The sequence below is a fragment of the Streptomyces sp. NPDC094147 genome, from assembly GCF_044764265.1.
Lineage (GTDB): Bacteria > Actinomycetota > Actinomycetes > Streptomycetales > Streptomycetaceae > Streptomyces.
This window is the reverse complement of sequence record NZ_JBIWHT010000001.1, coordinates 504,217-530,045: the sequence shown is the minus strand read 5'-3', so window position 1 is coordinate 530,045 and position 25,829 is coordinate 504,217. Positions and strand designations below refer to the sequence as shown.

The window sequence follows — 25,829 nt, the reverse complement described above, 5'->3', positions numbered from 1 at the left end:
GGAGTCGGCGGACTGTCGTCGTTACCGCATTGGCTAGTGGAAGGTGTGTTCCTCGGCCGGGAAGGCGCCGCCGACGACCTCGTCGGCGAAGGCCTTCGCCGCGTCCCCGAGGGACTGGCGCAGGTTCACGTACTGCTTGGTGAAGCGCGGGGTCTTTCCGGGGGTCAGGCCCACCATGTCGGTGTAGACGAGCACCTGCGCGTCGCACTCGACGCCCGCGCCGATGCCCACGGTCGGGATGTGCAGGACCCGGGTCACCTCGGCGGCGAGCTCGGCCGGGACCAGTTCCAGGACGATCGCGAAGGCGCCCGCGTCCTGGACGGCCTTGGCGTCGCGCAGCAACTGCTGGGCCGCCTCCTCGCCGCGGCCCTGCACCCGGTAGCCGAGCGTGTTCACGGACTGCGGGGTGAGGCCGACATGCCCCATGACCGGGATGCCGGAGTCGACGAGCAGCCGGATCTGCTCGTGGCTGCGCTCACCGCCCTCCAGCTTGACCGCCCCCACGCCCGCGTCCTTGACCAGGCGCATCGCGCTGCGCAGCGCCTGGACCGGGCCTTCCTGGTACGAGCCGAAGGGGAGGTCGCCGACGATGAGGGCACGCGAGGTGCCCCGTACGACGGCCGCGGCGAGCATGGTCATCTCGTCCAGGGTGACCGGGACGGTGGTCTCGTAGCCGAGGTGGCAGTTGCCCATGGAGTCGCCGACGAGCATGACCGGGATGCCGGCCTCGTCGAAGACGGACGCGGTCATCGCGTCGTAGGCGGTGAGCATGGGCCACTTCTCGCCGCGCGCCTTCGCGCCGGCGATGTCGTGCACGGTGATGCGCCGGGTGCCCTTGCCTCCGTACAGCGCCTTGGGATTGCTGCTGTCGGATGCCTGCTTGTGGGCAGCCTGAAGTTGTTGCGTCATCGCAACGGCTCCTGTTCGTCATCTCGAAGCGCCCTTACGGCGTCTCCGGACCACATCCATGGTGGCATCCCGTGCCCACCGCCGGGAAGTGGGTCACCCCCTCACGCACATCGGCCACGAACACGAAGCGGTGTCCGAAAAGTAAAGACATTCCTATACGAGACGGTGTCGTATCGAAATGGTTCTAGGCTGGTGGGCATGCCAACCACGCCTGCCGCGTCCGGTGCGCCGGCCGCTTCCCGGATACCCGAAGCCGTCCACCGCCGGCGCTGGGCGATCCTCGCCGTCCTGATGCTCAGCCTGCTGATCGTCGTCCTCGACAACTCGATCCTGAACGTCGCCGTCAAGACGATCGCCAGCCCCGCCCCCACCGGCCTCGGCGCCACCCAGAGCCAGCTGGAGTGGGCGATCAACGCCTACACGCTCGTCTTCGCCGGACTGCTCTTCACCTCGGGCCTGCTCGGCGACCGGCTCGGCCGCAAGAAGATCCTGCTCTTCGGCATCACGGTCTTCGGCCTCGGCTCGGTGCTCGCCGCCTTCTCCGGCTCCTCGGACCAACTCATCGCGTTCCGCGCCCTGATGGGCCTCGGCGGCGCCTTCGTGATGCCGGCCACCCTCGCCGTCCTCATGAACGTCTTCGAGCGCGAGGAGCAGCCCAAGGCGATCGGCATCTGGGCCGGCGGCGTGGGCCTGGCCATCGCGATCGGGCCGATCACCGGCGGCGTACTGCTCCAGCACTTCTGGTGGGGCTCGGTCTTCCTGGTCAACGTGCCGGTCGTGCTCATCGCGCTGATCGCCATGGTCGTCCTCGTACCGGACTCCAGGGACCCCGCCCCGGGCAGGCTCGACCCGGTGGGCGTACTGCTCTCCGTCGTGGGCCTGGTCCTGCTCGTGTACGGCATCATCCACGGCGGCCAGCTGGCGGACTTCACCGATACGACGGTGCTCGCCACCATCCTCGCGGGCATCGCGGTCCTGGTCGGCTTCGTCGTGTACGAGAAGCGCAGCGACCACCCCGCCATCGACATCAACTACTTCCGGAAGCCCGCCTTCTCGGCCGCCGTCGTCGCCATCGCGCTGACCTTCTTCGCGCTGATGGGCGTGACCTTCTTCTCGGTCTTCTACATGCAGAGCGTGCGCGGCTACAGCGCCCTGCAGTCCGGCCTGCTCATCCTGCCGCTCGCCATCGCCCAGATGATCTTCGCGCCGCGCGCCCGGCTCGTCGTCGAGCGCTTCGGCGCCCGCGCGGTCTGCACGGCCGGGCTGATCCTGGTGGCGATCGGCCTCGCGGCCTTCGCGCTGTTCGACGCGAACACCCCGATCTGGCTCATGGAGGTCGTCTTCTTCCTCCAGGGCGCCGGAATGGCCCACATCATGCCGCCGGTCACCGTCTCGATCATGCAGTCGCTGCCGCGCGAGAAGGCCGGCTCGGGTTCGGCCGTCAACAACACCTTCCGCCAGGTCGGCGGCGCGCTCGGGGTGGCCGTGCTCGGCTCGGTGCTCTCCACCGTCTACCGCGGCGACATCGAGGGCCACCTCGGCGCGGTCCCCCAAGGGGCGCGCAAGGCGGCGGGCGAGTCCATCGAGGCGACCCTCGGCGTCGCCGACAGGATGGGCCCCGCGGGCCGGGCCCTGATCGGCCCGGCCCACGACGCCTTCATCCACGCCATGCACGTCACCGCCCTCGCCTCGTCCGGGGTGGCCCTGCTCGGCGCGGTCGTCGTCGTCCTGTTCCTGCCCGCGAAGCCGCCTGCGGCTGGCGCTCCCCGGGCCGAGGACCGTCCCACCGAGGCCGCCCGCCGGTAGGGCGGCCCCCCCCGGAAGAATCGGGAAGAATGCGGGTCTCTCGACAGAAGCGGAGCGGGCGTGAACCTGATGGACAAGCAGCACAAGGACGCCGGACCACGGCGCGGGCGGCCCCGCTCCGAGGCCGTGGAACGCCAGATCCTGGAAGCCGTGATCAAGCTGCTTGAGGACGGCGTGTCGCTGGCCGACCTCTCCATCGAACGCATCGCCCGCACCGCCGGCGTCGGCAAGGCCACCATCTACCGGCGCTGGGCCGGCAAGGAGGAGCTGTACGTCGAGGTCGTCCAGTCCATGGAGTCGCCGACCCCGCCGCTGCCCGGCCGCTCGCTCCGCGACGACCTCGTCCGCATGGTCGACAACGTGCGCCGGCGCAGCGTCGCCAAGCAGTCCTCCGCGCTGCTGCACAACGTCTTCGCCCAGATGCAGAGCTATCCCAAGCTCTGGTCGAAGTACCACAGCCTGGTCATCGACCCCCGCCGCGCGCTCATGGACGAACTGCTGCGGCGGGGCATCGAGAACGGCGAGATCCGCGCCGATGTCGACCTCGAAATGGCCGGGGACCTCTTCGTCGCCCCGATGCTGGTCCGCACCATGATGCGGCCCGGCACCGAGCTGCCGGGGCCCGAGCTCGCCGAGCGCATCGTCGACGCCGTACTCGAAGGGCTGCGCCCGGCCCGCTAATATGCGCGTTTCGTCACAGGGCCCGCCGCCGGGCCGCTGCCTGGAACCCGCCACTGCACCCGGTCGTCCTGCGGGGCGTACGGCTTTCGTACGAGAAGTACGACAGCAGGGAAAGCCACCCGTCTTCGCCTAGGGTCGACAGCGTTGACGGTGTACCGGCGACAGCAGTGAGGACAGCGGCATGGCGCGGGCGTATGTGACGGAAACGGGCGACGGCGGCGCGGAGGGCGAGCGCACCGGGTCCCGGTTCCGGCGCCTGCTCGACGGCTGGCGGGGCGACCCCGGCATCTGGCGCCGGGGCCTGGTCCTGGCGGGGATCGCCGTGCTCATGGCGCTCGTGATGGTCCTGCACGCGAAGATCCCCAACTCCGTCGGCAACCTCGGCTCGCTCACCGAGACGTTTCTGCCGTGGCTCGGCCTGTTCGTGCCGGTCCTGCTCGGCCTCGCGCTGTGGCGCCGCTCGGCGACCGCGCTGATCGCGCTGCTGCTCCCGTCGGTCGTCTGGCTCAACCTGTTCGGCGGACTGCTCACCGACAAGCAGAGCGCGGGCGGCAACCTGATCGTGGCGACCCACAACGTCAACGCCGAGAACCCCGACCCGGCCGGCACCGCCCGTCAGGTCGCGGCCTCCGGCGCACAGGTCCTGGCCCTGGAGGAGATCCCGGGCGACAAGGTCGAGGCGTACAAGAAGGCGCTGGCGGACATCTACCCGTACCACTCGGTGCAGGGCACGGTGGGCCTGTGGTCGAAGTACCCGATGAGCGACAGCCGGCCCGTCGACATCAAGATCGGCTGGACCCGTGCGCTGCGCTCGACGGTGAAGACCCCGACCGGCGACGTCGCGGTGTACGTCGCCCACATGCCGTCGGTACGGGTCAAGCTGAAGGCCGGGTTCACCGCCAACCAGCGCGACAACAGCGCCTACACGCTGGGCGAGGCGATCTCCGCCGAGCCGCTCAAGAAGGTGGTTCTGCTGGGCGACCTCAACGGCACGATGAACGACCGCTCGCTGAACAACATCACCTCCCAGATGCGCTCCACCCAGGGCGCCGCGGGCGACGGCTTCGGCTTCACCTGGCCGGCCGCGTTCCCCATGGCCCGCATCGACCAGATCATGGTCAAGGGCATCCAGCCGAAGTCGTCGTGGACCCTGCCGAAGACGAAGAGCGACCATGTGCCGATCGCCGCTCGCCTCCAGGTGTGAGGGCCCGGGGTTGCACCCCGCACCCCGGAAAGCAGCTGAGATCCGGGGCTAACGCCCCCAACTACCCTCGCGCCAGCGGTTGGTGATCGGCAGGCGACGGTCCTTGCCGAAGCCCTTCGCCGAGATCTTCGTGCCCGGCGGGTACTGGCGGCGCTTGTACTCCGCCGTGTCCACCATCCGCAGCGTCTTCGTCACCAGATCGGGGTCGTAGCCCGCCGCCACGATCGCGTCGGCGCCCTGGTCCCGGTCGACGTACATCGCCAGGATCGAGTCCAGGACCGGGTAGTCGGGCAGCGAGTCCGTGTCGACCTGGCCGGGTCGGAGCTCGGCGCTCGGGGGCTTGGTGATGGAGTTCTCCGGGATCGGCGGGGTCTGGCCGCGTTCGGCCGCCGCCCGGTTGCGCCACTCGGCCAGCCGGAAGACCGAGGTCTTGTACACGTCCTTGATCGGCCCGTACGCGCCCACCGAATCGCCGTACAGCGTCGAATAGCCCACCGCCAGCTCGGACTTGTTGCCCGGGGCCAGGACGATGTGGCCCTCCTGGTTGGAGATCGCCATCAGCATCGTGCCGCGCAGCCGCGACTGGAGGTTCTCCTCGGCGAGCCCGGTCAGGCCGAGCGAGCCCAGGTACGCGTCGAACATCGGCTCAATGGGGACGGTGCGGAGGTTCAGCCCCGTACGCCGTGCGAGCTCCGCCGCGTCGCCCCGGGAGTGCTCCGAGGAGTACTTCGACGGCATGGACACGCCGTACACGTTGGCCGCGCCCAGCGCGTCGCAGGCGATCGCGGCGACGAGGGCCGAGTCGATGCCGCCGGACAGGCCGATCAGGACGGACCGGAAGCCGTTCTTCGCGGCGTACGCCCGCAGGCCCACCACCAGCGCCGAGTACACCTCCTCGTCGTCGTCCAGGCGGTCGGCGTAACCGCCGGTGAGCTCCGGCTCGTACGCCGTGAGGGGCTCCTCGGAGATCACCACGTGGTCGATGCGCAGCCCGTCGTCCACCACGCCGGAGGGGACCGGGCCCGCGGCCGGCAGCTCCAGGTCGAGGACCACCGAGCCCTCGGCGAACTGCGGTGCCCGCGCCACGACTTCACCGCTCGCGTCGACCACGATCGAGTCGCCGTCGAAGACCAGCTCGTCCTGACCGCCGATGGTCGCCACGTACGCGAGCGTGCAGCCGGCCTCCTGGGCCCGCTTGCGGACCAGGTCGAGCCGGGAGTCGTCCTTGTTCTGCTCGTACGGCGAGGCGTTGATGGAGATCAGCAGCCCGGCACCGGCGGAGCGGGTGGCCGGGACCCGGCCGCCGTCCTGCCACAGGTCCTCGCAGATGGCGAGGGCGACGTCGATGCCGCGCACCCGCACGACGGGCATGGTGTCGCCCGGCACGAAGTAGCGGAACTCGTCGAAGACGCCGTAGTTGGGCAGGTGGTGCTTGGCGAAGGCCAGCGCCACCCGGCCGCCGTGCAGCACGGCGGCCGCGTTCTGCGGGGCGCCCGCGGGCCGGCCGAGCCGGGGGGCGGCGGACGCGGACCGGTCCAGGTACCCGACGACCACCGGGATCTCCCCGAAGCCCTCCGCGTCCAGGCGTACCGCGAGCGCCGTCAGCGCCGCCCGGGACGCCGCCACGAACGACGACCGCAGGGCGAGGTCCTCGACGGGATAGCCGGTCAGCATCATCTCGGGGAACGCGATGAGGTGCGCCCCCTGCTCGGCGGAGTGCCGGGTCCAGTGCACGATCGCCTCGGTGTTGCCGGCGATGTCGCCGACCGTCGAGTCGATCTGATTCAGGGCGAGACGTAGTTGAGGCACCCGGCCAGTGTAATCGTCAATGCGACGCGATGGGGGGTCGAGGAGGCGTGCGGCGCCCCCTGCTGGACGAGAACTCGTCGCGGACGGAGGGACACAACGGCAGTTCGTCTCCTGGGTGACGCTCGGCCTGATGACGACGGCATCCGTCGCGAGCCTGCGCCCCTCGCCCGCCATGGCCATCTACGGCCTGGCCGCGATCTTCCTCTACCTCCTGCCCGCCGTCGTCTTCCTGCTGCCCACCGCGCTGGTCGGCGCCGAGCTGGCCTCCGGCTGGACCGGCGGCATCTACCGCTGGGTGAGCGAGGCGCTCGGCAAACCGCTCGGCTTCCTCGCGGTGTGGTGCCAGTTCGCCATGACGATCGCGTACTACCCGAGCCTGCTCGCCTACGTCGCCTCCACCTTCGCGTACGTCATCGACCCCTCTCTCGCCGAGAACGGCCTGTACGTCGCGGTCGTCATCGTCGTCATCTACTGGACCGGCGTCTGGATCTCCTCCCGCGGCACGAAGACGGTCGCCGGACTCAGCTCCCTGGGGCTCGTCATCGGCACCCTCGTCCCCGGCGTGCTCCTCGTCGCCCTCGGCTTCGTCTTCCTCGGCCAGGGCAACCCGTCCGCCGCGCCCATGAGCCCCTCGCACTGGCTGCCGCCCTGGACGGGCCTGGCCAGCCTGGTCCTGATCGTCAACAACTTCCTCTCGTACGCGGGCATGGAGATGAACGGCGTCCACGTCTCCTCGCTGCGCGACCCCAAGCGCGAGTACCCGAAGTCGATGTTCCTGGCGACCGGCCTGGTGCTGCTGATCTTCATCCTTCCGGCCCTGGCCATCTCCTGGGTGATGCCGTCCGGCCAACTCAGCCTCACCGCCGGTCTGATGCAGGCCTTCCAGGCCTTCTTCGACCACTTCGGCATCGGCTGGATGACGAAGGTCGTCGGCGTGATGCTGGTGGCGGCCGCGCTCGGCGGCATGCTGACCTGGCTGGCCGGACCGGCCAAGGGCCTGGTCCTGCTGTCGCGCCAGGAGGGGTATCTGCCGCCGGTCCTCCAGCGGCTCAACAAGTACGGCACCCCGCGCAACATCATGGTCGCCCAAGGCGTCATCACCACCCTCATCGGCGTCCTGTACGCCTTCAGCGACGACGTGTCGAGCGCGTACTGGATGTTCTCCGTCATCACCGTCCAGATCTATCTGATCGCCTACCTGCTGATGTTCGTGGCGGTGGTCAGGCTGCGCAGGACCCGGCCCGAGGTGGAGCGCGGCTTCCGGGTGCCCGCGGTCGCCTGGGTCGCGGGCATCGGATTCGTGGCCTCGGTCGCCGCGCTGTGCATCGGGTTCGTACCGCCCGACCAGTTCCGCAACCAGCCGCTCTGGCGCTATCTGCTGATCGTCGGCGGCGGACTGCTCGCGCTCGGCATCGCGGCCCCGCTCGCCTTCCTGAAGTTCCGCAGGCCGGGCTGGGTCCATCCCGACCACCAGTAACCGCGGCCGCCCCGTAGCATTGGCCCCACTATGTCCCAGCGTGGTGTGCGAACCCGGCCCGTGGCCGTCCTGCTCGCGCTCGGCGCCCTGGCGTACACGGCCTGGGTCCTTGAGCTCCTGTTCCAGACCGGACTCGACCCGATCCAGGCGTACGTGAGCGAACTCGCCGCCGCCGACCAGCCGCTCGGCGGACTCTTCCGCGCCACCGACCTGACCGCGGGACTCCTCGTCCTCGCGGGCGCGGTGTGTGCGCTCGGGCGTCGTGACCACCGCCCCTGGTCGCTGGCCGGCTGGTCGGGCCTCGCGCTCTTCGGCGCCGCCACCGCGGTCGACTCCCGCCTTCCGCTGAGCTGCGCGCCCACCGCCGACCCGGTGTGCGCGGCCCGCGAAACGGCCGGCCTCGTCCCGGCGACGCACACCGCGCACGCCGTCAGCAGCACCCTCGCCATGGTGGGAGCCCTGGTCGGAGTGGTGGCCCTCACGGTCGCCGCCCGCCGCTACGGCCGGTGGCCGCTCCTCGCCGCCCGCCTCGGCCCCGCCCTCGCCGTCCTCGAACTCCTCGCCACCGCCTGGACGTTGGCCTCCGTCGCCGCGTTCCAGGCGGGCCGGGGCACCTGGGCGCTCGGCGCGGGCCAACGCCTCCAGGTGCTCCTCGTGGCGGTGTGGCTGGGCGTACTCGCGCTGAGCGTGGCGCGGGAGAAGCGGGCATGACGTTCCTGACGGTGGGCGGGGTGCCGCACCACGTGGTGGTCGAGGGGGCCGGACCGGTCGTGGTGCTCAGCGCGGGGCTCGGCATGAGCTGGTTCGACTGGGACCCGGTGGTGCCGCTGCTCGCCCCGCACCACACGGTCGTACGCTTCGACCGCCCCGGGCACGGTCTGTCCGGGCCCGCCACGGTGGCGCCGACCGCCGCGGGGGAGGCGCACCGGATCGCCGGGATCCTCGACGCGGTGGGTGCCGCCGGGCCCGCGACGGTGGTCGGCCACTCCATCGCCGGGTTCCACGCGGAGGCCTTCGCGCGGCTCTACCCGGCCCGTACGGCGGGGCTCGTCCTGGCCGACTCCAGCATCGAGGAGGACGCGCGGCCTCCGGCCGCCGGCGCGCTGCGGCTGGCATTGGCGAGGGCGGTGGGTGAGGTGCTCTGCCGTGCGGGCGGGCCGGCCGCGCTCGGTCCGGCGGCGCGGCGGGGCATGGTCCGCGCCTCGCGTGCGGGGGGCGGGGATCCGGCGCCGCGCGAGGTGGTGCGGAGCTGCTACCGCACCTCGCGGGTGCTGCGGGGGATGGTCCTGGAGAACGCCCGCTACCACGCGGTGGCGGCCGAACTCCTCTGTCTGCGCAGGCAGTTCGGGCTCCCCCTGGTCCCGGTCACCGTCCTGGCGGGCGGTGCGGGCGGCCCGGCCTGGGTCCGTCGCCAGCGAGCCCTGGCGGCGACGCTGGGCGCAACGTTCCAACTGGCGCCGGGAGCCGGGCACTTGGTGATGCTGGACAGTCCGGCGGAAGTGGCGCGGGCGGTACGCCCCTGAGGAAAATCAAGCCCGTCCGGCGATTGAGGACTGGGGGTCCGGGGGCGAAGCCCCCACGCGGCGGAGCCGCAGAATGTCACAGCGGGAAGGGCGGGGTGGGGAAGAAAAACGCCCCGCCCCCAGCCGCAGCAACACGCGGCCAGGGGCGGGACGGAGACCCGGGCAGGGGGTCAGCGGCGGAACGGGAAGTTGAACGACTCCACGTAGCCGGGCGCGGGCGAGCCCACACCCGTCACGTCGTCGTACCCCTTGACCGCACTCAGCGAGCTGTCCTTGCCGAGCGTACGCACCGAGGTGAGCTGCCCACCGGACGCGTCGACACCGTTGGCGAAGTCGACGCGGGCCACCGCGATGTTACGGCCCGCACCCAGCGGGTGGTCCGTGACGTCGTGGAACAGCGGCGAGTTGTAGCGCGCGTAGATCGACGGGTTCGCGAACCCGATCGGGAAGCGGCCGGCCTGCTGGGCCAGCGCCTGGACGCCCGCGATCACCGGAGCGGCCAGCGACGTACCACCGATGCGGTACTCGTCGTACTTGACCGACTTGTCGGGCCAGGACTGCGTCTGGCCCACCAGGAACCCGGTGTTGGGGTCGGCCACCGCCGCGATGTCCGGCACGGTACGCATCCGCGTCGCGCCGTTCGCCTTCGCCAGCGAGTCCGGCACGATGCCGCGCTGGTAGAACGGCTGCTTCACCAGCGAGCTGGTGCCGCCGCCCGCGCCGCCGGTGTAGGCGCCCGGGAAGTTCACCCAGCTCTTGCCGTCCGCGGACAGGACGGCCTTCTCGGTGCCCCAGCCGGTCTCGAACTGGTACTTGTCGCCCTTGCCGACCGCCAGCGAGGTGCCGCCGACCGACGTGGCCCAGGCCGAGTTCGCCGGGGTGTCGACCTGCTTCTTGCCGGTGTTGGCGACCTCGTCGCCGTTGTCACCGGAGGAGAAGTAGAAGCCGATGCCCTCGATCGCGCCCATCTTGAACGTCTGGTCGTAGGCGGCCTGGATGTCCGGGGTCTCGTTGCTCTCGACGTCGCCCCACGAGTTGGAGACGATGTCGGCGAGGTGCTTGTCCACGACCTTGTTGAGGCCGTCGAGCAGATCCGGGTCGTTGCAGGACGCGCCGCCCACGTACACGATGTTCGCGTCCGGCGCGAGGGCGTGCACGGCCTCGACGTCCAGGGACTCCTCGCCGTACCAGCCGGACGCCTTGCACGCGTCCACGCTGTTGTAGGCGGCCGGGAGGACCTCGGTGTACTGGCCCTTCTTGTAGGCCGCGTCACCGTTGCGCTTGGCGTAGGTCGCCGCGTCCGACGCCATGGTCGGCGAGGCGTACGCGTCGGTGATCGCGACCGTCACGCCCTTGCCGGTGTACTTGCCCGCACCGTAGGCGGCCCGCAGCTGCTTGCCGGTGTAGCCGTGCACCGCGTACGGGATCTTCGTGCCGTACGCGTCCGGCAGCGTCTTGGCGACGTTGGAGCCGAAGTACGTCGAGGACGGACCCGAGTTGCGGAACCCGGCGCCCGGACCCGGCAGCGTGTCCTGGTGCGTCGACTGGTGCGGCGCGTTGTCCAGGCCGGTCACCGTCAGGACGGCGTCGGCCAGCGCGTTCGGCGCGGACGCGGCCTTGGACGGGGCCCGGTAAGTCCGGTTGTCCTTGCGGTAGTCGTGCAGCTGCGTGGCGAACGCCCGCTGCGCCGCGGCGACGTCGCCGGACACCGATATGTAGTGCTGGTTGGAGCCCGTGATGGTCAGTCCGGACGACTTCAGCCACTTGGTGACCGCGTCGATCTGCTCCTTGGTGGCGCCGAAGCGCTGCTGCGCCTGCTCGGCGCCGAGGTACTTGCCGAACGAGGCCGACCGCGGGTCGGACACGGCCGCGGCGTACGCGTCAAGGCCCTTCGCGTCCCGTCCGGCGAGGAACACCCGGGCGTTGACCTGGGTGGACTTGGCCGTGGCGCCCTGGTCGGCGGAGCCGGTGGCCCACATGGGCTTGGTGCCCGTGAGGGCCGCCCGTCCGCTCGGGACCGGGTCGGCCGCCTGAGCGGACGGTATGCCGAAGGCGAGCGCACCGGCGAGCACGGGCAGTGTCGCTGCCATGCTCACAACGGCGCGCCGTCTGGCGCGGCTGGTTCTCATGTAACCCCCTGCGTGAGGTCTTCGCATGCTGTACGTGCGCTGTCTGATGCGCGCACGTAATGCGTCACTCTTGTCAGGAACTGTTCATGCGGGGGGCATGTGATCACCAAGAAACGCCAAAGAGCGTTTACTGATGGTCAGTTGGAGGGCACTTGAGCTCCCCGTTTCCTCAGCATTTGTGCCATCAGGTCGATTTCCGACTGCTGGGAGTCGACCATGCCCTGCGCCAACTGCTTCTCCGGGCCCACCGTGCAGCGCTGCACACAGCCCTGCGCCATGTGGATGCCGCCCCTGTGGTGCTCGGTCATCAACTGGAGGTAGAGCACCTCGGCGTCCCTGCCGCCGAGTCGGCGCAGCCGGTCCAGGTCGGTGTTGGTGGCCATCCCCGGCATCAGCGCGCCGTCGGCGCCCGGTTCCATGCCCATCCCCATCCACGCCATCGGCAGCTGGGACGCCTCGTTCTTCGGCAGCCCCCACAGATCCAGCCAGCCGAGCATCATGCCGCGCTGGTTGGCCTGGGTGTTGGCGATGTCGTACGCGAGCCGGCGCACCTCCTCGTCCGAGGTGCGGTCGCGCACGACGAACGACATCTCCACCGCCTGCTCGTGGTGCACCGCCATGTCCCGGGCGAACCCGGCGTCCGCCGAAGTGGCCACGGGCGCGGGGGACTTGGCCTCGGCGGTGTCACCGCGGCCGGAGGAGGCGAGCACCGAGGCCGCCGCGAACACCGTCGCGAGCACCACCGCGGCCGCGAGCCCCCAGTACCGCCGGCTCACCGCTCGTCCAGCCCGCCCGTGCACGGCGCACCCGGCTCGGGTGTCTGCGGGCCCTGTACGTACCGGGTGAAGAACCGGCCGACCCGGGGGTCGTCCGCACCGTCCACGGTGACCTGCCTGCCCCAGGCGCTCAGCATGATCGCCCCGGCCTGCCCCTGGTACGGGCTCATCAGCGAGTACGGGGTCCTCGACACCGTGGCGGCGAGCTTCTCCACATCGGCGGCGGGCGCCTTGTCCGTGTACGTCACCCAGACCGCGCCGTGCTCCAGGGAGTGCACGGCGTTCACGTCCGGCACGGGCTTTTGGTAGACGTTGCCGCCGCAGTTCATCCACACCGGGGCGTGGTCGCCGCCCACCGGCGGCTTCATCGGATAGCTGACCTCCGTCGTGACGTGGTTGCGGGTCAGCGTCTTGGCGTCCCAGTCCTTCTCGCCCGCGATCGGCAGATTCGGATCGGTGCCGGCCCGGGGCCGGGCCTCGTTCTTGGCCTGGCTCTGCGCCTGGCTCCTGGCCTGGCTATCGCCTCCGCCGCCGTCCGACCTGCCGAACTCGTACACACCGAACCCGACGAGGCCCGCGATCGCGACGGCCGAGGCCGTGACCGCGCAGACCACCACGATCCTGCCGCGCCGCCGCCGGGCCTGCTCGGTGCGGCGCAGCTCCTCCATGTGCGTCCTGCGGTCGGGCCCTGACGTGCCGTTGGTGGCCATCTGTCCGTAACGTCCTTCTGCCGAGGGGGAGTCGGGGCGGAGCAGGTGCCGTGATACGCGTGAGCCGCACTCCCCCCTTGGGCGCAGATGGTAGGGGAGGAGTGCGGCTCAGGGCGGGGCCGGGGCGGCCGGAACCGTCGAGGCGGTCAGCCCACGTGCACCCGGGGCCGCAGGCGCAGGTCCGGCTCGGCCCGGCGCAGCACCTCGCGGGTCACCGGCGCGACCTCGCCGTCACCGAACACCAGGAAGCGCAGCAGGTGGCTGAGCGGATGGCCCTCGGTCCAGTTGAAGTAGGCGTGCGGGACCTCGCCCGTACGGTCGCGGAGCTCCATCATCACGGCCGCGATGGTGTTGGGCACCACCGCGCCCTCGACCCGCAGCCTGCGCACTCCGTGCTTCTCGTCGCCGTGGACGGTCAGCTCGGTGGTGAAGTCCGAGGAGTTCTGGATGAAGACCTCCAGGAACAGCACGGGCCGGCCTTCCGGGATGTGGGTCTCCTCGCGCTGGCTGTACTCCTTGGCGCGGTACTCCCGCGTCGAGTGCTCGTGCGGCTCGTTCGCGATGATCCGCAGCGGCCCGCTGCGCGCGGCCTCGTCCACGAACCGGGCGGCGCTCTCGTCGAAGGTCACCGCAGTGGCCCGCAGCTCGAAGGCGCGGTGCACCCGCGAGGCGAACGACGACACCAGGATGCCGACGATGAACAGCAGCGCGATCTTGATGCCGTCCGGCCGCTCGATCACGTTCGTGACCAGCGTGTACGCGAAGACCGCGGTGACCACCCCGAAGCCGATCGCCGCGCCCCGGTTGCCGCGCCGGTGCACGGCGACCGTGGAGGCGAACGAGGCCGAGAGCATCAGCACCAGCACACCGGTGGCGTAGGCGCCGCTCTGCGCGTCGACGTCGGCGTCGAACCACCAGGTGATGAAGAAGGCGATCGCCGTGAAGATCAGGACCAGCGGCCGGACCGCGCGGGTCCACTCCGGCGCCATCCCGTACCGCGGCAGATAGCGCGGTACGAGGTTGAGCAGGCCCGCCGTCGCCGAGGCCCCGGCGAACCAGAGGATGGCGATGGTCGAGATGTCGTACACCGTCCCGAAGGCCTGGCCCAGGTGCTCATGGGCGAGGAAGGCGAGGGCGCGGCCGTTCGCCTGGCCCCCGGCCTCGAACTCGGACTCCGGGATCAGGATGGTCGTCGCGAGGCTGGAGACCAGCAGGAAGCCGCTCATGATGAGCGCGGCGGTGGTCAGCAGCTTGCGGGTGTCGCGGACGCGGCCGGCCGGCTCGGCGTGCGTGTCCGAGGCGTCGCCCTGGATCTGCGGCATGACCGCCACGCCCGTCTCGAACCCGGACATGCCGAGCGCGAGCTTCGGGAAGACGAGCAGCGAGACCCCGATCATCGCCAGCGGCGAGGAGTGCTGGGCGGTCATCGCGTCCCACCAGTTGCCGATCACGACCGGCTCGGTCGCGATCTTCCAGACGGCGGTGGCCAGGACCACGAGGTTCAGCGCCAGATAGACACCGACGAGCGCCACCGCGATCCCGATGGCCTCCTTGAACCCCTTGAGGAAGACCGCGCCGAGCGCCGCGACCAGGGCGAGCGTGATCCACAGGTTGGAGCCGTGCAGGAAGCTCGGAGCGAAAGGATTCTCCACGACATGCGCCGAGGCGTCCGCGGCCGACAGCGTGATCGTGATCATGAAGTCGGTGGCGGCGAAGCCGAGCAGCACCAGAACGAAGACCTTCCCCGCCCACCACGGGAGCAGCCGCTCCAGCATCGCGATCGAGCCCTCGCCGTTCGGCGACTCCTTCGCGACCCGCCGGTAGACCGGCAGCGCGCCCCCGAGCGTCAGCGCGATCAGCACCAGCGTCGCGAGCGGCGAGAGCAGTCCGGCGGCGAGCGCGGCGATGCCGGGCTGGTAGCCGAGGGTGGAGAAGTAGTCGACACCGGTCAGGCACATGACCCGCCACCAGCGGTGGCCCTTGTGCTCGGCCGGCGGGGTGCCGTGGGGGCCGGGGTGGCGGGCGGAGCGCTCGCTCAGCCCGTCGAGCAGCCAGCCGCGCCAGTGGCGCCGGTCGGGGGATGCGACGGTGGTATCCGGAGGATCCACCTGGGTGCCGGTCATGCGAGGTTCTCCTAAGCCTTTCTGCGGGCAACGAGGAGCGAGTATCCACCACATCCTCGCCCGGGGAACGCTCCGGGGCACCGAAGAGGAGGGGACGTGCTCTACGTCATACCGGGTGCGTAATGTGGAGGTAATCCCGCGCCTCGATACTGAGGGTTCCCACGCCGTCCCCGTTCTTGACGGGGTAGTGGTGCACAGGCCGTCTGAACTGCAAGGATGTGGCTATGGACAAGCAGCAGGAGTTCGTGCTCCGGACTCTCGAGGAGCGCGACATCCGGTTCGTGCGCCTGTGGTTCACCGATGTGCTGGGCTTCCTCAAGTCGGTGGCGGTCGCCCCGGCCGAGCTGGAGCAGGCCTTCGACGAGGGAATCGGCTTCGACGGCTCGGCCATCGAGGGCTTCGCGCGCGTCTACGAGTCCGACATGATCGCCAAGCCGGACCCGTCCACCTTCCAGATCCTGCCGTGGCGCGCCGAGGCGCCCGGCACCGCCCGGATGTTCTGCGACATCCGGATGCCGGACGGCTCCCCGTCCTTCGCGGACCCGCGCTTCGTCCTCAAGCGCATCCTCGCCAAGACCTCCGACCTCGGGTTCACCTTCTACACGCACCCCGAGATCGAGTTCTTCCTGCTGAAGGACAAGCCGCTGGACGGCACCCGCCCCGTCCCGGCCGACAACTCGGGCTACTTCGACCACACCCCGCAGAACGTCGGGATGGACTTCCGCCGACAGGCGATCACCATGCTCGAATCGATGGGCATCTCGGTCGAGTTCAGCCACCACGAGGGCGCCCCCGGCCAGCAGGAGATCGACCTGCGCTACGCGGACGCGCTGTCCACGGCCGACAACATCATGACCTTCCGTCTGGTCATGAAGCAGGTCGCGCTGGAGCAGGGCGTCCAGGCCACGTTCATGCCGAAGCCGTTCTCCGAGTACCCCGGCTCGGGCATGCACACCCACCTCTCCCTCTTCGAGGGCGACCGCAACGCGTTCTACGAGTCGGGCGCCGAGTACCAGCTCTCGAAGGTCGGCCGGTCCTTCATCGCGGGCCTCCTCAAGCACGCCGCCGAGATCGCCGCGGTCACCAACCAGTGGGTCAACTCCTACAAGCGGATCTGGGGCGGCTCGGAGCGCACGGCGGGCGCCGGCGGTGAGGCCCCCTCGTACATCTGCTGGGGCCACAACAACCGCTCGGCGCTCATCCGCGTCCCGATGTACAAGCCGGGCAAGACCGGCTCCTCCCGGATCGAGGTCCGCTCGCTCGACTCGGGCTGCAACCCCTACCTCGCCTACGCCCTGCTCCTCGCGGCCGGCCTGAAGGGCATCGAGGAGGGCTACGAGCTCCCGGCCGGCGCCGACGACGACGTCTGGGCGCTCACCGACGCCGAGCGCCGCGCGATGGGCATCGAGCCCCTCCCGCAGAACCTCGGCGAGGCGATCGCCCTGATGGAGCGCAGCGAGCTGGTCGCCGAGACGCTCGGCGAGCACGTCTTCGACTTCTTCCTGCGCAACAAGAAGCAGGAGTGGGAGGAGTACCGCTCCGAGGTCACGGCGTTCGAGCTGCGGAAGAACCTGCCGGTGCTGTAAGGGAGTTGAGGGGGCGTCAGCCCCCTCAACTCTGCAGTGTCAAGGGCCCCTCAGGCGAAGTACTTCTGGGCGGCCCGCACGCCTTCCGCCAGGGCCGCCACCTCCGCGGGGGTGTTGTAGACGTAGAAGCTCGCCCGCGTCGTCGCCGGGACTCCCAGGCGGCGGGCGAGCGGGCGGGCGCAGTGGTGGCCCGTCCGGACGGCGACGCCGCGGTCGTCGAGGACCTGGCCGACGTCGTGCGGATGGATTCCCGCCACGACGAACGACACCGCCGAGCCCCGGTCGGCGAGGTCGCGGGGGCCGATGATCCGCACCCCGGGGATCTCCCCGAGGAGGTCCAGGGCGAGCGCGGTCAGCCGCTCCTCGTGCGCCGCGACCGCCGGCATCCCGAGGGCCTCCAGGTAGTCGACCGCCGCCGCGAGTCCCACCGCCTGGGCGGTCATCGGGACGCCCGCCTCGAAGCGCTGGGGCGGCGCGAGGAACGTCGAGCGCTCCATTTCGACCACCTCGATCATCGAGCCGCCCGTCAGGAACGGGGGGAGCGAGTCGAGCAGGTCCGCGCGGCCCCACAGGACGCCGACCCCGCTCGGGCCGAGCATCTTGTGCCCGGAGAACGCGAGGAAGTCCGCGCCCGACTCCCCTACGTCGACCGGCCGATGGGGCACCGACTGGGCGCCGTCGACCACCACCACCGCGCCCACCGCGTGCGCCCGGTCGGCGATCGTACGGACGGGGTTGAGCGTTCCGAGGACGTTCGACTGGTGGGTCAGGGCGACGACCTTCGTCGTCCCGTCGATCAGCCGGTCGAGGCCGGACAGGTCCAGGCGCCCCTCGTCGGTGAGGCCGAACCAGTCGAGCCTTGCCCCGGTCCGCTCGGCGAGCTGCTGCCAGGGCACCAGGTTCGCGTGGTGCTCCATCTCGGTGACCACGATCTTGTCGCCGGGGCCGAGGGCGCCCGCGTTCCCGAGGGCGTACGCCACCAGATTGATGCTCTCGGTGGTGTTTTTGGTGAAGACGATCTCGTCCTCGGCCGCGCCGACGAAGGAGGCGATCGTGCGGCGCGCGCCCTCGTAGGCGTCGGTCGCCTCGACCGAGAGCTGGTGGGCGCCGCGGTGCACGGCGGCGTTGTGGTTCAGGTAGAAGTCCCGTTCCGCGTCCAGGACTTGGAGCGGCTTCTGGGTGGTGGCGCCCGAGTCCAGATAGACCAGCCGGGCCCCGCTGTCGAGCGTGCGGCCGAGGATCGGGAAGTCCTCGCGTATCCGGTCCACATCGAAGGCCGTCATGTCGTACGTCATCTTCCGGGCGCCCCCTGTCTAACGCTTCAGGTTTCCCTTTGCCGTGAGGGACGCTAGACCTTCTCACGGGGAACGGCAAGCATTAGCATGAGAGGCGTGGATCATGACGCGCCGCACTACCTCCATCAGCCGCCCGTTCCCGGCGAGGAGCGCTTTGCTTCCCTCGCCCTGGTGAACACCCGGTTCGCGCTGAGCCACGGGCGGGTGGACCTCCTGGAGGACACCGACGCCGCGCGGCTCTGGCTCGTACGTCATGAGCTGCTGCCCGACCGGACGGTCCTCAACGGCCGTCAGGCGAGCCGGCTGCGCTCCCTGCGCGAGGCGCTCCGGGAGCTGTTCGCGGCGCGGGCCGAGGGGACCCGGCCGCCCGCGCCGAGCCTGGACGCGCTCAATTCCGCGCTGGCCGCCGCGCCCCCCACGCCCCGCCTCCTGTGGACCGGCCGCGCACCGCACCGCGCCGACGAACCCGACACCGGGAACCCGGTCGGCGCCGCCCTCTCCCTGCTCGCCGAGGACGGCGCCGACCTGCTCACCGGGGCCGACGCCGATCTGCTCGCGCCCTGCGGCGCCCAGGGCTGCACCCGCTGGTTCCTGCGCTCCCACGCGGCCCGCCGCTGGTGCACCACCAAGTGCGGAAACCGGGTGCGGGCCGCCCGCCACTACGCGGCCCGCAAGACGTCCACCTGATCAACTGCTCCACTACACAAGGGAATCGGTCTCATGCCATTCGTCACCGTCGAGTACTCCGAGCGGCTCGCCGCGACCTTCGACCGCCAGGCCTTCGCCCGTGAGGTCCACGAGGTCGCGCCCGCCCCGATCAACGCGACCACCGAGGCCTTCAAGACCCGCTTCCGGCGCATCGAGGAGTCGTACTTCGGCGCGGCCGAGGACGACATCGACGCCGTCTTCATCCAGGTCGCGATCCTCTCCGGGCGCACCCCGAAGGCGATCGAGGAGCTGAGCGAGACCGTCCTGGAGATCGCCCGCAAGCATGTGACGGGGGTCGCGGGCCGCCGGCTGCACGTCATGGTGGAGACCCGGGAGATGGAGCGGGACTACTACCGCGCCCACAAGGAGTAGTCAGAGCCTGTGTCTCAGCCCAGATAGGCCGGGGCGAGACCCGCCGTGAGCAGGCGCTGCGGCTTGCCCGTGCCGTCGGCGGGGACCGTGTACAGGTCGCTGCCGTAGTCCCCGGCCAGGGAGTAGGCGACCGTGTGGCCGTCCTGCCAGACCGCCTGGTCGTCGACGCTCCTCGGCTCCGCGAGCGCGCTCTCGCCCATCGTCGCCAGGTCCAGGGCGTACAGCCGCCAGGGCGCGTCGGCGGGCAGGCCCGGCACCCGCTTCTTGTAGACGATCCGGGTGCCGTCGGGGGAGAGCGAGGGGCACTCGACGTTCGCGTGGAGGGTGGTCACGGTGCGGGCCGCGAGGTCGCCGCGGACGAGGTAGGTCTGGCCGCCCGTCGCCATCGTCGCGTAGAACTGCCGGTCGTCGGCGGCGAAGGTCACGCCCCAGAAGTTGGTGTCGGCGGCGTGGTGCTCGTGGCCGTCCTTCAGGGCCTTGAACTCTTCGAGGGACTGGGTGAGTCGACCGGTCCTGGTGTCGAGGATCGCGGTGCGGGTCGAGAAGTTCGTGCCCGCGTACGAGTCGCCGCCGACGAACACCGTCCAGGCCACCCAGCGGCCGCTGGGGGAGACCCTGGCCCGGGTCGGGATGCCCGGCAGGCTGTAGTGCGCGCGCTCCTTGAGCCGGGCGTCGAGGACCACCGCACGGTACGAGTCCTGGACCGTGCCGCGCTCGGCCCGGAGGCAGATGCCGGTGCCAGCCGCCGCGTAGAAGCGCAGGCACTTCACGCCGGAGGCCGTGCGCGGGCCCGCCGGATCGGTGGCGGGCACCGTGGCCAGCTCGTCGCGGTGCGGGCCCCACGCCATGTTGCGGAACACGATCCGGCGGGTGGCGTCCGGCGTCAACGACACCTCTCCCTCGGTCACTTGGGGGCCGCCCGCCCGGGTCCGGTTCTTGCGGTCCTCGCGGCCGGCCGCGTGCAGCACGGACGCGGTGGCGACGGCCGCCAGGACGGCGAGCGCCGCCACGAGCACCAGGATCTTGTTGCGGAGCGTCAAGGCCGGACTTCCTTCGGGCTGGTCGAGGGGCGGAGCAGGAAGGCCCCCACCGCGCAGGCGGCCAGTGCCGTCGCCGCCGTGCCCAGCGCCGTCCGGTCGCCCCAGGCCGTCCAGGCCGCGCCGAAGGCGATCGAGCAGACGAAGCGGGCCGCGGCCTGGCCGGTCTGGATCAGCGCGAGTCCGGAGGAGCGGAGCCCGGCCGGCACCGACCCGGCCGCCGCGGCCATCAGCACGCCGTCGGTCGCCGCGTAGAAGGCGCCGTGCAGGGCCAGCGTGAGGAAGGGGAGCGCCGGGCTCTGCCAGCCGGTCAGGAGCAGCGCGTACGCGAGGAGCAGCGCGAGATGGCCGCCGAGGAACACCTGCCAGCGGCCCACCTTGTCGGCGAGGCGTCCCAGTGGCACGGCGAGCAGCAGGAACGCGGCGGCGGTGCCCAGCGGAAGCAGCGCGAACCAGCGGTCGGGGACGCCGAGGCGGTGCTGGAGGAGCAGGTAGATGAACGAGTCGCTCACCGTGGCAAGGCCCAACAGGAGGGCGGCCAGGGTGAGTTGGCGTACGGTCCGGTCGCGAAGGAGGGCCAGGGCGGCCTTCAGGGAGGGGCGGGGGGCGCCCTCGGCGGGAGCCTCGGTGGTGCGGGAGGGCACGAAGAGGAGCAGGACCAGGACGCCGACCGCCGCCACGCAGAAGCTCACCGTGAACACCGCGTCGTAGCCGTCCGCCGCCTGACGCAGGATCAGGAAGGCGGTCAGGGGGCCGAGAAGGGCTCCCGCCGTGTCCATCGCCCGGTGCACCCCGAAGGCCCGGCCGCGTGTCTCCGGCTCGGAGGCCAGTGAGATCAGGGCGTCGCGCGGCGCGGTGCGCAGCCCCTTTCCGGTGCGGTCCGCGGCGAGCACCGCGCCGATCGCCGGCAGTGAACTCGCGAGCAGCAGAAGGGGTTTGCACAGCGCGGACAGGCCGTAGCCGAGCACCGCGACCGTCTTGTGGCGCCCGCCGCGGTCGGCCAGATGGCCGCCGACCAGGCGCACCAGCGCGCTGAAGCCGTTGTACACGCCGTCGAGCAGCCCGAAGCCGAGCGGGGACAGGCCGAGGCCGGTCACCAGGTACAGCGGGAGGACGGCGGTGACCATCTCCGAGGAGACGTCGGTGATGAGACTGACCGTGCCGAGCGCGAACACGGTGGGGGCGACGGCCGAACGCCGCCCGGAGGAGATCCGGGCGGCGTCGGCCGCGGCGGCGGGAGTGCCGCGACTGTCCGCTACGTACACGTCAGCTGTTCCAGATACCCGTGATGTCGGAGGAGTTGGCGGCCTCGCCCGCGTGCGAGGTGCCGTACATGTCCTCGATCGTGCGGAGCAGGCTGTAGTGGTTGTACGTCGTCGAGGACGAGGAGCCCGGGGTCACCTGCTGGCCGTAGAGGACCGTCGGGATCCTGTTGCCGGCGAGCCGGTTGTCCTCGTCGAAGGTGATGACGAGCAGGCTGTTGTGCGTCTGGGCCCAGGTCGCGTACGCGCCGAGGTTGTTCTGGATCCAGGTGTCACCCGTGGCGACCGAGCAGTCGTGCATGTCGCTGCACAGGTTCGGGACGACGTAGGAGACCTGCGGCAGCGTCGAGTAGTCGGTGGGGAACTGGTCGAAGGTGTACGCCGACGACGTCGGCACGTTGGAGAAGCCGAACCACGGGTTGTGCTTCTGCGCGTAGTCGCCGCTGGAGCAGTCGGTGGCTCCCTGACCGGGCAGCGACTCGTTGTAGCTGGCCCACGTCTTGCCGGCCGCGATCAGCTCGGAGGCGAGGTTCGGCTCGGCGGAGAAGCCGGGGGTGACGCAGCTGTCGTCGGTGATGCCCTGCGTCGAGCCGGAGAACATCGCGTAGTAGTTCGGCTGGCTCGGGTGGGTCTCGGCGTACGAGGCGGTGAGGTTGGCACCGCCGTCCTTCAGCGAGTTGATGTACGGGGCGCTGGAGCTGCCGATGACCTGGTTGTACGCGTGGTTCTCCATGACGACCACGATCACGTGGTCCGGGGTGGGGACGCTCGCCGCGGCGTGCGCGGCGGACGTTCCGCCGAGGCCGGCCCACAGGCCGACGGACGCGGCCGTGAGGCCGAGGGCGGAGAGCAGGGCGGTGCGGGTGCGGCGCGGTTTTGGCTCGCCGGACACGGCTACCTCCGGGAATGAGTGGGGGTTGGCGGGGCGGTGCACCCAGAGGTTAGGGGTGTCCATGACAACCTGGAAGGTGAAAGTGGGTGAAGACCCGGGGAACGTCCCGTGCCCACCGCGCTGATGACCCCATGAGGCGCTCCCGTCCCCCTACATTGGGGTGAATGACCAGCTCCACCCCCCATCCCGGTCCTGGCAGCCCCCGAACCCCCGATCGCAGTCCGTTCTTCGACAACGCCAAGTTCCTGCTGATCGCCCTGGTCGCGCTCGGCCACAGCTGGGAGCAGGTGATCACCCCCCACACGCAGGCGCTCAGAGCCCTGCACAACCTGGTCTACGCCTTTCACATGCCGGCTTTCATTCTGCTCTCCGGCTACTTCTCACGCAGCTTCACCGGCCGCCCCGACCAGATCCGCCGGCTCCTGTCCGGAGTGCTGGCGCCGTATCTGATCTTCGAGACCATCTACAGCCTCGTCTACCACTGGCTGCGCGGCACCGAGCTCGCGATCACCCCGACCTCGCCGACGTACCTGTGCTGGTTCCTCATCGCCCTGTTCGTCTGGCGGCTCACCACCCCCGTATGGAACGCCCTGCGCCATCCGGTCGCCATCGCGGTCGTGATCTCGCTCGCCGCGGGCACGACCGTCATCGGCGCGGACCTGGCGCTGCCCCGGGTACTGATGTTCCTGCCGTACTTCGTCCTGGGACTGCGGCTGCGCCCCGAACACTTCGCCCGGCTGCGCACCCGCACGGCCCGCCGCATCGCCGTGCCCGTCTTCATCGGGGCCCTCGCGCTCGCCTACCGATTGTCACCGGACCCGAACGACGACTGGCTGTCCATGGACGCCGGAAACGTCGCGCTGCACGTCCCGCTCGGCCGGTACCTGCTGCTCAGGCTGGCGCTGTTCGCGGTGAGCGCGCTGCTGGTGGCGTCGTTCCTGGCGCTGGTGCCGGGCCGCCGCCTGTGGATCACGGCGTTCGGCGCGGTCACCCTCTACCCGTATCTGCTGCACGGCATCCTGCTCCGCGTCGCCGAGTACTACGGGGTCTTCCGGGTCGTCCGGGAGGCGGGGCCGGCGGGGCAGCTGGTGCTCAGCGCGGTCGCCGTGGCGGTGGTCGCGCTGCTGTCCACGAAGCCGGTACGCGTCCTGGTCCGGCCCCTGGTGGAGCCGCGCCTGCCCCGGTGGCTGGTCCCCGGGCCGCAGGCGCCGGCCCCTGCGGCCGCGCCCGCCCAGCGCGAGAAGAGCCTCGTGCGGTGACGGGCGGCGGCTACTTTCCGGCCGGCTTCCAGCCGCCGATCGGGCCGTCGGCGGCGGTCTGCGTCCAGTACAAGCGGCCGTCCAGACCGATCGCCGCCGCCACGGTGCCGCGGCCGTCCTGCACGGCCGAGGGGGCGCCGGTGAACAGGATGGTGCTGTCCGGCTTCCACTGCGGGGCCGCGCCGCCCGGCTCCAGGGTGGCGAGCGCGCCGGAGGCGGTGCGGCCCGCGAGCAGCGGGCCGGCCGCGCCGACCATGCCGTAGCCGGAGGTGTCGCCGAGGTCGGTGACCGCGGACGGGACGGTCCCGGTGAACAGCACGCTCTGGACGTTGCCCGAGCCGCCCTGGCGGTAGTACACCCGCACCCCGTCGCCGTCCGCGCGGGCGGACAGGCCCGTCGTGTTCGGCGGCAGCTTGGTCTCCTCGGCGCGCGCGGGCACCGGGGCGCCCGGGTCCGCCTGCGCCCAGGTCAGCATCGACTTCGGGGTGCTGGAGAACACGTGGACGCGGCCGCCGCCGTCGGTGGCCGCCACCGGGTCGCCGACCAGGCCGGCGCCGCCGAGGCCGGTCCACGGGGTCCAGCCGCCGTCCGCGGTCCTGGCCGCGGAGTGCAGCTGCCGGTCGCCGCCGCGCAGGAACACGGTGAGCTTCCCGGAGCCGTCCACCGCCGCGGTCGGCGTGGACATGTCGAAGACGCCGTCGCTGCCGCTCCGGTCGGGCGCGCCGAGCGAACGCCACGGACCGAAGCCGCCGTCCGCCGTCTGCTCCGTGGCCACCACCTCGCGGTGGTAGTCGGTGAGCCCGGCGCCGAAGACCGTACGGGTGCCGAACACCGCGAGCCGGCCGTCCGGCAGCCGCGTCGCGCTCACCCCGGAGTCCATGCCGTCGCCGGGCAGCAGCTCGGGTTTGCCCCAAGTGCCGTCCGCGCCGGGCGCCTTGTGCCAGACGGCGAGCCGCTGGTCGAGCACGCCGAACGCCCACAGGCTGCCGTCCTTGGCTGACTGGAGCCAGGAGGTGGAGTTGGTGCGGCTGTAACGGACCGACTGGGCCCAGTTGTTGCCGTACGGACTGGTCGAGACCTTGCGGTCGCCGCAACCGGCCGTGCTGGCGCAGTAGTTGTCGTCCGGGTCCATCCACGCGTACGTCTTCACGATGTCGGCCTTGGCGTCGGAGGCCGGCTTGGCGAAGGCGTGCGGCAGGTGGCTGGTGTTGTAGCCGAGGTAGGTCTGGATGGTGAAGTCCGGGTGGTTCGCGGACTTGGCGTACAGCTGGAGCGCGGCCTGGGCGAAGCGGGCGCTGAAGATGTGGTCCTGGTGGTCGATGATCTTCTGCGGCTTGCCGTCCACGCCCGGTGTCGGGTCCAGGGTGCGCACATGCGTCGGGCGGAACCGCTCCATCAGCCCGGCGAGCGTCTTGACGACCTGGTCCTTCGTGTACGCGAAGGGGTGGGCCGGGGTGCCCGAGGACAGCTGCGAGGTGAGCGTGGCGACCTGGCCGTTCCACAGGCCGCGCAGGCTGTGCGGCTGGTTGCCGAGGATCGACTCGGCCTCGCGCAGCTGCACCCACACCAGGTGGATCTCGGGGTGGGCGTCGAGCGTGTCGAGCTCGGCGGTGCCACCGCCGGCGGTGGGTATGGAGACCCGCGTCCACGCGCTCGCCCGGTCGCCGGTCGCCATCTGCGCGTAGGCCCCGCGTATGCCGTTCTGGCGGGCCTCGGAGTACTTCGCCCGGTCGGCCTTCGGCTTCGGGCCGCCCGGCTTCTTCGGCGGCGGGGAGTTCACGCCGTCCGACTCGCCCGCCGTGACGTACACCGACGTGATGGGGCGGCCCGAGCGCAGCGACTGGCCGGTGTCCGGGTTCATGAAGAAGAGGTCGTCGTCCGGATGGGCCATGATCTGCATCACGGAGCCGTCCGCGGGCCGCACCGCTCCCGAGGTCATGGCCGCCGGCGTGCCCGAGGCGCCGGCGTGCGGGGTGTCCGGACCCTCGCTGTCCGACATCGCGAGTTCCGCGAAGACCCCGCCCGTGAGGAGCACGGCGGCGAGCGCGGAGCCGGCGACGGCGCCACGGCGGGAGAGCAGCGCGGAGCGCAGCGGCAGCCTGGACTTCATGGATGCGGTCTTTCGGTACGGGCGGCCTCGGCGGCCGGTCAGGGTGCGGAGCACGTCCTGGCCGAGTCCGGTCCTGAGTGCTCGATCAGGACTGGTCAGAACCTGATCGGCTGGGAAGATGAAAGGGTCAAGAATCGGGTTCATTTGGACTCGTGGCGAAT

General features: G+C 71.0%; 21 protein-coding genes. 10 read left to right on the top strand and 11 right to left on the bottom strand.

What is annotated here, in order from left to right:
• Window positions 1–33: 33 nt before the first annotated feature.
• A complete protein-coding gene (gene panB / locus ACIQ8J_RS02425) occupies window positions 34–909 on the bottom strand; it encodes a 3-methyl-2-oxobutanoate hydroxymethyltransferase (protein WP_403263981.1) in 876 nt (291 codons plus the stop codon).
• Between the two features lie 198 nt (window positions 910–1,107).
• Between panB and ACIQ8J_RS02420 the strand changes: the two genes are divergently transcribed.
• The 3 genes from ACIQ8J_RS02420 (at window position 1,108) to ACIQ8J_RS02410 (ending at window position 4,600) form a co-directional block, all read left to right on the top strand.
• Window positions 1,108–2,715, top strand: a complete 1,608-nt coding sequence (locus tag ACIQ8J_RS02420; protein WP_403263979.1) for an MFS transporter — start codon at window positions 1,108–1,110, stop codon at window positions 2,713–2,715.
• Window positions 2,716–2,784: 69 nt separating this feature from the next.
• A complete protein-coding gene (locus ACIQ8J_RS02415) occupies window positions 2,785–3,396 on the top strand; it encodes a TetR/AcrR family transcriptional regulator (RefSeq protein WP_403265175.1) in 612 nt (203 codons plus the stop codon).
• 181 nt (window positions 3,397–3,577) lie between these two features.
• Entirely contained in the window at window positions 3,578–4,600 is a 1,023-nt protein-coding gene (locus ACIQ8J_RS02410) for an endonuclease/exonuclease/phosphatase family protein (RefSeq protein WP_403263978.1), read from the top strand.
• A gap of 48 nt (window positions 4,601–4,648) precedes the next feature.
• Here ACIQ8J_RS02410 and ACIQ8J_RS02405 read toward each other — a convergent pair whose 3' ends face one another.
• Window positions 4,649–6,409: an NAD+ synthase gene (locus tag ACIQ8J_RS02405; protein WP_403263977.1), complete on the bottom strand. Its 1,761-nt coding sequence runs from the start codon at window positions 6,407–6,409 to the stop codon at window positions 4,649–4,651.
• A gap of 19 nt (window positions 6,410–6,428) precedes the next feature.
• On the opposite strand from ACIQ8J_RS02405, the gene ACIQ8J_RS02400 reads away from it, so the two are divergent.
• The 3 genes from ACIQ8J_RS02400 to ACIQ8J_RS02390 are packed head-to-tail and all read left to right on the top strand — an operon-like array spanning window position 6,429 to window position 9,409.
• Complete coding sequence (locus tag ACIQ8J_RS02400; RefSeq protein WP_403263975.1) at window positions 6,429–7,886, top strand: APC family permease; 1,458 nt, start codon at window positions 6,429–6,431, stop codon at window positions 7,884–7,886.
• 30 nt (window positions 7,887–7,916) lie between these two features.
• Entirely contained in the window at window positions 7,917–8,597 is a 681-nt protein-coding gene (locus tag ACIQ8J_RS02395) for a DUF998 domain-containing protein (RefSeq protein ID WP_403263973.1), read from the top strand.
• Window positions 8,594–9,409, top strand: coding sequence for an alpha/beta fold hydrolase (locus tag ACIQ8J_RS02390; RefSeq protein ID WP_403263971.1), 816 nt, complete (start codon window positions 8,594–8,596; stop codon window positions 9,407–9,409). The genes ACIQ8J_RS02395 and ACIQ8J_RS02390 overlap by 4 nt, the downstream gene beginning before the upstream one ends.
• A gap of 170 nt (window positions 9,410–9,579) precedes the next feature.
• Here the strand turns inward: ACIQ8J_RS02390 and ACIQ8J_RS02385 are convergent, their stop codons facing one another.
• From ACIQ8J_RS02385 to ACIQ8J_RS02370, 4 genes are all read right to left on the bottom strand, one after another.
• Window positions 9,580–11,499, bottom strand: coding sequence for a protease pro-enzyme activation domain-containing protein (locus tag ACIQ8J_RS02385; protein ID WP_403263970.1), 1,920 nt, complete (start codon window positions 11,497–11,499; stop codon window positions 9,580–9,582).
• Window positions 11,500–11,675: 176 nt separating this feature from the next.
• Entirely contained in the window at window positions 11,676–12,314 is a 639-nt protein-coding gene (locus tag ACIQ8J_RS02380) for a DUF305 domain-containing protein (protein WP_403263968.1), read from the bottom strand.
• Window positions 12,311–13,024 carry a DUF3105 domain-containing protein gene (locus ACIQ8J_RS02375; RefSeq protein ID WP_403263966.1) on the bottom strand — a complete coding sequence of 238 codons (714 nt, stop codon included), beginning with the start codon at window positions 13,022–13,024 and terminating at the stop codon, window positions 12,311–12,313. Before ACIQ8J_RS02375 ends, ACIQ8J_RS02380 begins: the two co-directional genes overlap by 4 nt.
• Window positions 13,025–13,170: 146 nt before the next feature.
• Entirely contained in the window at window positions 13,171–15,147 is a 1,977-nt protein-coding gene (locus ACIQ8J_RS02370; protein WP_403263964.1) for an amino acid transporter, read from the bottom strand.
• A gap of 224 nt (window positions 15,148–15,371) precedes the next feature.
• Between ACIQ8J_RS02370 and ACIQ8J_RS02365 the strand changes: the two genes are divergently transcribed.
• The gene (locus tag ACIQ8J_RS02365) at window positions 15,372–16,733 is read left to right on the top strand and encodes a glutamine synthetase family protein (protein ID WP_403263962.1); all 1,362 of its coding nucleotides are present in this window, start codon (window positions 15,372–15,374) and stop codon (window positions 16,731–16,733) included.
• Window positions 16,734–16,783: 50 nt separating this feature from the next.
• Here ACIQ8J_RS02365 and ACIQ8J_RS02360 read toward each other — a convergent pair whose 3' ends face one another.
• Entirely contained in the window at window positions 16,784–18,028 is a 1,245-nt protein-coding gene (locus ACIQ8J_RS02360; protein ID WP_403263960.1) for a cysteine desulfurase, read from the bottom strand.
• Between the two features lie 87 nt (window positions 18,029–18,115).
• Here ACIQ8J_RS02360 and ACIQ8J_RS02355 point away from each other — a divergent pair, with 87 nt between their 5' ends.
• The gene (locus tag ACIQ8J_RS02355; protein ID WP_403263959.1) at window positions 18,116–18,715 is read left to right on the top strand and encodes a CGNR zinc finger domain-containing protein; all 600 of its coding nucleotides are present in this window, start codon (window positions 18,116–18,118) and stop codon (window positions 18,713–18,715) included.
• Between the two features lie 33 nt (window positions 18,716–18,748).
• Window positions 18,749–19,108: a 5-carboxymethyl-2-hydroxymuconate Delta-isomerase gene (locus ACIQ8J_RS02350; protein ID WP_403263957.1), complete on the top strand. Its 360-nt coding sequence runs from the start codon at window positions 18,749–18,751 to the stop codon at window positions 19,106–19,108.
• 14 nt (window positions 19,109–19,122) lie between these two features.
• On the opposite strand, the gene ACIQ8J_RS02345 is transcribed toward ACIQ8J_RS02350, so the two are convergent.
• The 3 genes from ACIQ8J_RS02345 to ACIQ8J_RS02335 are packed head-to-tail and all read right to left on the bottom strand — an operon-like array spanning window position 19,123 to window position 22,299.
• A complete protein-coding gene (locus tag ACIQ8J_RS02345) occupies window positions 19,123–20,148 on the bottom strand; it encodes a TolB family protein (protein WP_403263955.1) in 1,026 nt (341 codons plus the stop codon).
• Window positions 20,145–21,410 (bottom strand): MFS transporter, encoded by a 1,266-nt coding sequence (locus ACIQ8J_RS02340; RefSeq protein WP_403263953.1) that lies wholly within the window; start codon window positions 21,408–21,410, stop codon window positions 20,145–20,147. Before ACIQ8J_RS02340 ends, ACIQ8J_RS02345 begins: the two co-directional genes overlap by 4 nt.
• Window position 21,411: 1 nt before the next feature.
• Window positions 21,412–22,299 carry an alkaline phosphatase family protein gene (locus tag ACIQ8J_RS02335; protein ID WP_403263951.1) on the bottom strand — a complete coding sequence of 296 codons (888 nt, stop codon included), beginning with the start codon at window positions 22,297–22,299 and terminating at the stop codon, window positions 21,412–21,414.
• Window positions 22,300–22,463: 164 nt separating this feature from the next.
• Here ACIQ8J_RS02335 and ACIQ8J_RS02330 point away from each other — a divergent pair, with 164 nt between their 5' ends.
• Window positions 22,464–23,558: an acyltransferase family protein gene (locus tag ACIQ8J_RS02330; protein ID WP_403263949.1), complete on the top strand. Its 1,095-nt coding sequence runs from the start codon at window positions 22,464–22,466 to the stop codon at window positions 23,556–23,558.
• A gap of 10 nt (window positions 23,559–23,568) precedes the next feature.
• Here ACIQ8J_RS02330 and ACIQ8J_RS02325 read toward each other — a convergent pair whose 3' ends face one another.
• The gene (locus ACIQ8J_RS02325; RefSeq protein ID WP_403263948.1) at window positions 23,569–25,668 is read right to left on the bottom strand and encodes a PIG-L family deacetylase; all 2,100 of its coding nucleotides are present in this window, start codon (window positions 25,666–25,668) and stop codon (window positions 23,569–23,571) included.
• Window positions 25,669–25,829 lie beyond the last annotated feature (161 nt).

What these genes read in the sequence shown, in the direction of transcription:
- panB (WP_403263981.1), bottom strand. Translation starts at nt 909, where the DNA reads ATGACGCAACAACTTCAGGCTGCCCACAAGCAGGCATCCGACAGCAGC.
- ACIQ8J_RS02400 (WP_403263975.1), top strand. Translation starts at nt 6,429, where the DNA reads ATGCGACGCGATGGGGGGTCGAGGAGGCGTGCGGCGCCCCCTGCTGGA.
- ACIQ8J_RS02350 (WP_403263957.1), top strand. Translation starts at nt 18,749, where the DNA reads ATGCCATTCGTCACCGTCGAGTACTCCGAGCGGCTCGCCGCGACCTTC.
- ACIQ8J_RS02325 (WP_403263948.1), bottom strand. Translation starts at nt 25,668, where the DNA reads ATGAAGTCCAGGCTGCCGCTGCGCTCCGCGCTGCTCTCCCGCCGTGGC.
- ACIQ8J_RS02395 (WP_403263973.1), top strand. Translation starts at nt 7,917, where the DNA reads ATGTCCCAGCGTGGTGTGCGAACCCGGCCCGTGGCCGTCCTGCTCGCG.
- ACIQ8J_RS02385 (WP_403263970.1), bottom strand. Translation starts at nt 11,499, where the DNA reads ATGGCAGCGACACTGCCCGTGCTCGCCGGTGCGCTCGCCTTCGGCATA.
- ACIQ8J_RS02420 (WP_403263979.1), top strand. Translation starts at nt 1,108, where the DNA reads ATGCCAACCACGCCTGCCGCGTCCGGTGCGCCGGCCGCTTCCCGGATA.
- ACIQ8J_RS02365 (WP_403263962.1), top strand. Translation starts at nt 15,372, where the DNA reads ATGGACAAGCAGCAGGAGTTCGTGCTCCGGACTCTCGAGGAGCGCGAC.
- ACIQ8J_RS02355 (WP_403263959.1), top strand. Translation starts at nt 18,116, where the DNA reads ATGAGAGGCGTGGATCATGACGCGCCGCACTACCTCCATCAGCCGCCC.
- ACIQ8J_RS02330 (WP_403263949.1), top strand. Translation starts at nt 22,464, where the DNA reads ATGACCAGCTCCACCCCCCATCCCGGTCCTGGCAGCCCCCGAACCCCC.
- ACIQ8J_RS02390 (WP_403263971.1), top strand. Translation starts at nt 8,594, where the DNA reads ATGACGTTCCTGACGGTGGGCGGGGTGCCGCACCACGTGGTGGTCGAG.
- ACIQ8J_RS02370 (WP_403263964.1), bottom strand. Translation starts at nt 15,147, where the DNA reads ATGACCGGCACCCAGGTGGATCCTCCGGATACCACCGTCGCATCCCCC.
- ACIQ8J_RS02415 (WP_403265175.1), top strand. Translation starts at nt 2,785, where the DNA reads ATGGACAAGCAGCACAAGGACGCCGGACCACGGCGCGGGCGGCCCCGC.
- ACIQ8J_RS02375 (WP_403263966.1), bottom strand. Translation starts at nt 13,024, where the DNA reads ATGGCCACCAACGGCACGTCAGGGCCCGACCGCAGGACGCACATGGAG.
- ACIQ8J_RS02410 (WP_403263978.1), top strand. Translation starts at nt 3,578, where the DNA reads ATGGCGCGGGCGTATGTGACGGAAACGGGCGACGGCGGCGCGGAGGGC.
- ACIQ8J_RS02360 (WP_403263960.1), bottom strand. Translation starts at nt 18,028, where the DNA reads ATGACGTACGACATGACGGCCTTCGATGTGGACCGGATACGCGAGGAC.